4 protein-coding genes are annotated in these 6,585 nt (G+C 69.3%); 2 read left to right on the top strand and 2 right to left on the bottom strand.

Annotated elements, in window-relative coordinates:
• Positions 1 to 144: 144 nt before the first annotated feature.
• Positions 145 to 1,908 (bottom strand): aspartate--tRNA ligase, encoded by a 1,764-nt coding sequence (gene aspS / locus ACFWBB_RS12445; RefSeq protein ID WP_385269932.1) that lies wholly within the window; start codon positions 1,906 to 1,908, stop codon positions 145 to 147.
• A 183-nt stretch (positions 1,909 to 2,091) separates the two neighbouring features.
• On the opposite strand from aspS, the gene ACFWBB_RS12440 reads away from it, so the two are divergent.
• A complete protein-coding gene (locus ACFWBB_RS12440; RefSeq protein ID WP_385269930.1) occupies positions 2,092 to 4,368 on the top strand; it encodes a SpoIIE family protein phosphatase in 2,277 nt (758 codons plus the stop codon).
• Here ACFWBB_RS12440 and ACFWBB_RS12435 read toward each other — a convergent pair.
• Positions 4,275 to 5,384, bottom strand: a complete 1,110-nt coding sequence (locus tag ACFWBB_RS12435) for an AI-2E family transporter (protein WP_385269928.1) — start codon at positions 5,382 to 5,384, stop codon at positions 4,275 to 4,277. The two genes, ACFWBB_RS12440 and ACFWBB_RS12435, sit on opposite strands and share 94 nt — an antisense overlap.
• 171 nt (positions 5,385 to 5,555) lie before the next feature.
• Between ACFWBB_RS12435 and ACFWBB_RS12430 the strand changes: the two genes are divergently transcribed.
• Positions 5,556 to 6,530, top strand: coding sequence for a Bro-N domain-containing protein (locus ACFWBB_RS12430; RefSeq protein WP_385269926.1), 975 nt, complete (start codon positions 5,556 to 5,558; stop codon positions 6,528 to 6,530).
• Positions 6,531 to 6,585 lie beyond the last annotated feature (55 nt).

The following is a 6,585-nucleotide window of genomic DNA, read 5'->3' as shown; positions in this document are numbered from 1 at the left end:
TCGGCTGCGTCATATGTTTAAAAGAGCCAGGGAATATGGAGGGGATGTAATTACCCCGGGAAAACTAATGTGGCCCGGACCCGACGTCGGTTCCGGGCCACTTTCGTTCAGTCGGCCGGCTACGGCTGCTCAGGCCGCCTACCGCTACTTCGGCTGCGGCTTGCGCACCGACAGGTGCAGCTCCCTCAGCCGGACCTCCTCCAGCTCCGTCGGCGCGCCCATCATCAGGTCCTGGGCGTTGCCGTTGAGCGGGAAGGAGATGGTCTCGCGGATGTTCGGCTCATCGGCCAGCAGCATGACGATGCGGTCGACGCCCGGCGCGATGCCGCCGTGCGGCGGGGCGCCGAAGCGGAACGCGCGCAGCATGCCGGCGAACTTGTCCTCGACCGTCTCCCGGTCGTAGCCCGCGATCTCGAACGCCTTGAGCATGATCTCCGGCTCGTGGTTCCGGATCGCGCCGGAGGACAGCTCGACACCGTTGCAGACGATGTCGTACTGCCAGCCCAGGATGTCCAGCGGGTCCTGGGTCTCCAGGGCCTCCAGACCGCCCTGCGGCATCGAGAACGGGTTGTGCGAGAAGTCGATCTTGCCGGTCTCCTCGTCCTTCTCGTACATCGGGAAGTCGACGATCCAGCAGAAGCGGAAGACGCCTTCCTCGAAGTGCCCGGCACGCTTGGCGGCCTCGACCCGCACCGCGCCCATGATCTTCGAGACCTCGTCGAACTCACCCGCGCCGAAGAACACCGCGTGACCGGCGGCCAGCGACAGGCGCTTGGTCAGCTCGGCCACGTTCTCCTCGGTCAGGAACTTCGCGATCGGGCCGGTCAGCGAGCCGTCCTCGGCCACGCGGACCCAGGCCAGGCCCTTCGCGCCCAGCGTCACCGCGAAGTCGCCGAGCTGGTCGAAGAACTTGCGGGACTGCGCGGCGACGTCCGGAACGGGCAGCGCGCGCACGTGCTTGCCGGCGAAGGCCTTGAACTCCGAGCCCTCGAAGATGTCGGTGATGTCGACGAGTTCCAGCTGGGCCCGCAGGTCCGGCTTGTCGGAGCCGTACTTCAGCATCGACTCGCGGAACGGGATGCGCGGGAAGGGGGAGGTGACGTGACGGCCGCCGCCGAACTCCTCGAACAGCTCCGTCATGAGCTTCTCGATCGGCTGGAAGACGTCCTCCTGCTCGACGAAGCTCATCTCGACGTCGAGCTGGTAGAACTCGCCCGGCGAACGGTCCGCGCGCGCGTCCTCGTCACGGAAACAGGGCGCGATCTGGAAATAGCGGTCGAAGCCCGAGATCATCAGCAGCTGCTTGAACTGCTGCGGGGCCTGCGGCAGCGCGTAGAACCGGCCCGCGTGCAGACGGGACGGGACGACGAAGTCACGGGCGCCCTCGGGGGAGGTCGCGGACAGGATCGGCGTCGCCATCTCGTTGAAGCCCAGCGCCGTCATCTTGTGCCGCATCGCCGAGATGACCGACGTGCGCAGCATGATGTTGCGGTGCATGCGCTCACGGCGCAGGTCCAGGAAGCGGTACTCCAGGCGCCGCTCCTCGTTGACCCCGTCCTCGGCGTTGATCGTGAACGGGAGCGGCTGGGCCGCGCCGAGCAGCTCGACCTCGCCGACCTCGACCTCGATCTCACCGGTCGACAGGTCCGCGTTGACGTTCTCGGCACCGCGCGAGACGACCTTGCCGTCGATGCGGACCGTCGACTCCTTGGTCAGCTTGTCGAGAGCCTCGTACGCGGGCGTGCCCGGACGAGCGACGAGCTGCGTGATGCCGTAGTGATCGCGCAGATCGATGAAGAGGATGCCACCCAGGTCGCGCCGATTGTGCAGCCAGCCGCTCAGCCGGACGTCGGTGCCGACGTCAGAGGCGCGGAGCTCGCCGCAGGTGTGGGACCTGTACCGATGCATCGTCGTTCATCCAGTCTTCGCGGATCGGGGTCTGGGTTCAACCGTGAGCCTCGGGCCGAGGGTCTCAGCCGGTGTTTCACGTGAAACAACCCCAGCCTACCGGGCAGCCCAAGCTGGGCTCCCCCCAATAGTGGGCGGTGATCAGAGTGGCACTCTTCAGTCGCATCTTCTTAAAGTGGGGCAATGCGCACTGGCGAGCCATTGCCCGCCGTGGGGGAGGTCCTCGCCTCCCTCGCGACCGGCCTCTGGCACTGGGACACCGCCACCGGGCTGGTCACGGTCGACGCCGAGGCAGCCCGGCTGCTCGGGCTGCCCCCGGATGAGGCGGTCCTCACGGAGGCCCAGACCCGGGCCCGACTGCACCCCGTCGACTGGAACGAGATCACCGGGGTGATCCAGCTCGCCGTCGCCGAGGGCACCCTCGCCGAGGTGCGCATCCGGATCATGGACGACCGGGGACGGGTCGTCCGGGTGGTGCGCAGCCGGTCCAAGCCGTCGTTCGACCCGGTGAAGAAGGTGTACGAGCTGATCGGCACCCTCCAGGAGGTGACCGAGCCGACGCCGGGAACCCCCGCCGGACGGACCGCCGTCACCGGTGACTGGCGGCGCTCGCGGGAGGCGTTCCTGCTGGACGCGGGCCGGGCGCTGGCGGAGGCGCGGTCCACCGAGGAGGTACTGAGGGTCGCGGCGGCCCTGTCCATGCCGGGCTTCTCACCGGACGGACTCGCCGTGTTCGGCGTGGAGGGCGACCGGCTGACGATCATCGGCCACCACGGACAGCAGCCCGACGACGAGAGTCCCTTCACCCAGATATCCATCCATACGGACTATCCGGCCGCCGAGGTCGTACGGACCGGGCGGGCCGTCTATCTGTCCTCCCCCGAGCAGTACAAGGAGCGGTACCCCCTGACCTGGCCGATGGCCGCGCAGTTCGGCCGTCACTCCTGGGCGTTTCTGCCGCTGACCGTGGCCGGCCGCACGATGGGCGCCTGGATGGCCGCCTTCGCCTACCCGGTGGCGTTCACCCCGGACGAGCGGTCCGTACTGACGACGGTCGCGCGCATGCTCGCCCAGGCCCTCACCCGCGCCGGCGCCGCGGAGACCCAGCGCGAGCTGACCGACGGCCTGCAACGCTCCATGCTTCCCACCCTCGGCCCCGAGATACCGGGCATGACGCTGGCCGCCCGCTACATACCGACCGGCGGCGGCCTCCAGGTCGGCGGCGACTGGTACGACATGATCCCGCTGCCGAGGGGCCGGTTCGCGCTGGTCATAGGTGATGTCCAGGGCCACGACGTCCGCGCCGCGGGCCTCATGGGCCAGCTGCGCATAGCGGTACGGGCGTACGCCGCCGAGGGCCACCGACCCGACGCCGTCCTCTCCCGCGCCTCCGGTTTCTTCCACGGTCTCACCGCCACGGACGGCGGGGCCGCCGGGGCCGGGGCGGGGGCGGGGGCTGGTGCCGGAGCCGGAGCCGGAGCCGGAGCCGGAGCCGGGGCCGGGGCCGATCCGCGGTTCGCCACCTGTCTGTACATAGAGGTCGACCCGGTGACCGGGGTCCTGGAGACCGCCCGGGCCGGCCATCTGGACCCCGCGATCCGGCTGTCCGACGGCACCGTGCTGGTCCGCGCCACCGCCGGAGGCCTGCCCCTGGGCATCGATCCGGACGCCGACTACCCCACCACCCGGCTCGCCCTGGAACCCGGTGAGGCGCTGATGCTGTGCACCGACGGGCTGCTGGAGACCGGAGGCCACGACCTCGACACCGGCTGGCGGCGCGTCCGCAAGACCCTGGAGACACACGAGGGCGACCTGGAGGAGCTGGCCGACGCCCTGGTCCAGGCGGTGCACGGCCCTTCCTCCCACCACACCACGGGTCCCCTGGCCGACCGCCGCGAGGACGACATCGCCGTACTGCTCCTGTGCCGCCAGGGCGAGGGCGGCTGCGGCCCGAGCACCGCTCCCCTGCCGGGGCCGCAACCCGTGCGCCGCTCGATGCTGACGGTCGCGCAGGCCGAGCCCGAGCGGATCGCCGCGGCCCGCCAGCAACTGCGCGAACTGCTGCACGACTGGAGCTGCGAGGACCAGATCGACTCAGCGGTCCTGCTCGTCTCCGAGACGCTGACGAACGTCCTCGTCCACACCGACGCGGACGCGCTGCTCGTCGCCGAGGTCACCGGCGCCCCCGGCGAACGCCGCCTCCGCATCGAGGTCACCGACACCGGCGACGACCTCCCGCACCTGCGCCGCCCCGGCGAGCTGGCCTCCTCGGGGCGCGGCCTGGTCCTCATCGAACTACTCGCGGGCACCTGGGGGGTGGCACCGCGAGGCAAGGGCAAGAGCATCTGGTTCGAGCTCTACGAGTCCTACGAGTCCTCCGAGCCGGTCGAGTCCTCGAAGCCGGTCGAGTCCTCCGCGGACGGACCCTCGGCGGCCGGGTCCGGCGCGGATACCCCGTAACGCGTCCGCAGTTCGTGCAGGACCCCGAAGGCGGCGGCCGTCACGGGGACGGCGAGCAGCATGCCCAGGATCCCGGCCACGGACGCCCCGGCCGTGATGGTCACCATCACCACCGCCGGGTGCATCTGCACGGTCCGGCTCTGGATCATCGGCTGAAGCACATGCCCCTCCAGCACCTGCACGGCGAGCACCACCCCGAGCGCCCACAGCGCGATGACGAAACCCCGGTCGGCGAGCGCCACCAGCACGGCGACCGCCCCGGAGAGAAAGGCCCCGAGATAGGGGATGTACGCCCCGACGAAGACGAGCGCACCCAGCCCGACCGCCCCCGGCACATCGAGAACGAGCAGCCCGACGGTGATGCAGACGGCGTCGATGAAGGCGATGAAGGTCGTCCCGCGCATGAACCCTTCCACGGCCCGGAAGGCCCGCCTGGCCATGGCCTCCAGGGTGTCACCGGTCCCGCGCGGAGCGACGGAGCGCAGTGCGCCGACGGCCCGGTGCGAGTCCCGCAGGAAGAAGAAGACAAGCAGCAGCGCGAGCACGGCCATGGCGATGCTCTCGCCGACCACACTGACCCCGCTGATGACGTTGGAGGCGGCCGTCCCCCCGAACTTGGTGAGCAGCTCCTTCGCGTTGGACGCGAGGTCGTCGAGCGAGGTCCCGGCCGCCCCGAAGTGTTCGGCGACACCCCGCGCCGCCGATCTGAGCGCGGCGACGATCTGATCCCCGCTGTCGATCAGCGCGGCGACGACGATGTACACCGCCCCGCCCACCACGGCGACGACGGCGACACAGGTCAGCCCGGCCGACAGCGACCGGGGCACACCCACCTCCACCAGCCTCCGGTACAGCGGCCTGAGCAGCGCGGTCCCGAGCAGCGCGAGCAACACGGGGGTGACGGCGGTACGCAGCTCCGCGCAGAGCCGGATCCCGACGTACCCGACGCCGGAGACGAGCAGCACGACTGCGCACCAGGCAGCCAGGCGACGGACGGGCAGCGGGAGCAGGTGCACGGGTCCAGCGGATCACGGGGGCGCCGGGTTGTCCTGACCGGACGGCCGCCCGGGTGAAGGGACATGACCCGGACTCAGAATCGAACGTCCACTCCTGAAGGGTGAACATCCTTGCCAGCGCAACCCGTTGCGGTGGCATATGCCTAGTTTTCGAGGCGGAGGTGATGCTCGATGTACGAGCAGAACAACACACCGCCGCCGGACCGGTCGGCGGCACAGCAGGACGCGATCGACGTCAACGACTTCGTGTTCGCCGCGACGGGGGCACGGCTCCGGAGGCTGACGCTGCCGGATGGGGAGCACTGGTTCGTGGCGGCGGACGCGGCTACGCAACTCGGATACGCAAACACGCGTCAGGCGCTCCTTGCGCATGTCGCAGCAGATTGCACCAGGTCACTGGACGAGATTGCACAAGGCGTCTGTACAGCAGACGCCTCGCGCAAACTTGCAGCTCACAGGCTGCAGAAGTCGATGAAGATGGTGAACCTGAAGGGGCTCGTCAGGCTCGTCAACGGCTGCACCAAACCCGCCTGCGAGCCATTCAAGGCATGGGTGGCCGACGTCATCCAGACTGTCCAACAGCAGGGCTCCTACGCCCTGGAGCCGGCCCCCGTACAACCCGCCTCCACCGGCGGCACCGCGTATGCCATGCCCCATCAGGTCGCCGACGCCATCGTGCGCCTCGAAGTGAGGAACATCCGGGCCGACGAGATGGCGGCCGCCTCCCAGAAGGAGCAGACCTTTCTCCTGCGCCAGATCAGCGCCAGCCAGGACATGATCGCCCGCAGCCAGAGCACGATCGCCAAGGCGCTGGTGGAGATCGCCCAGACACTCAAGAGCCACCACCTGGAATCGGAGCTGACGCTCAAGAGCCATAACTCGGAACCTAAGCTGACGCCCCAGCAACTTTTGGCCGACTGGCAGGCGAAGAATCTCGTCTTCACCAAGGACATCCACGCGGTGGCGGCCTACCTGGCGCCCGCGCTCGTCCTGGGCGAAGCCAGCTACCGCATCGAGGTGATCTCCACTCGCACGGGGCTCACTCAAGCTCGCGTCTACGACTGCCTGCGCACGCTGCTCAAGCGCGGCTGTATGCGGCAGACCGGCTGCTCCGCTGACGGAGCGCCCGTCTACGTGCTGCCGTAGAGGCGTCACCGCGAGACGAGACAGGCCCGAAGCCGCAAAACGAAGTTGCGGCTTC

Source organism: Streptomyces sp. NPDC060000 (genome assembly GCF_042737375.1).
Taxonomy (GTDB): Bacteria; Actinomycetota; Actinomycetes; order Streptomycetales; family Streptomycetaceae; genus Streptomyces.
Note: the sequence above shows the minus strand (reverse complement) of the source record. Positions and strands in the feature narration are given on the sequence as shown.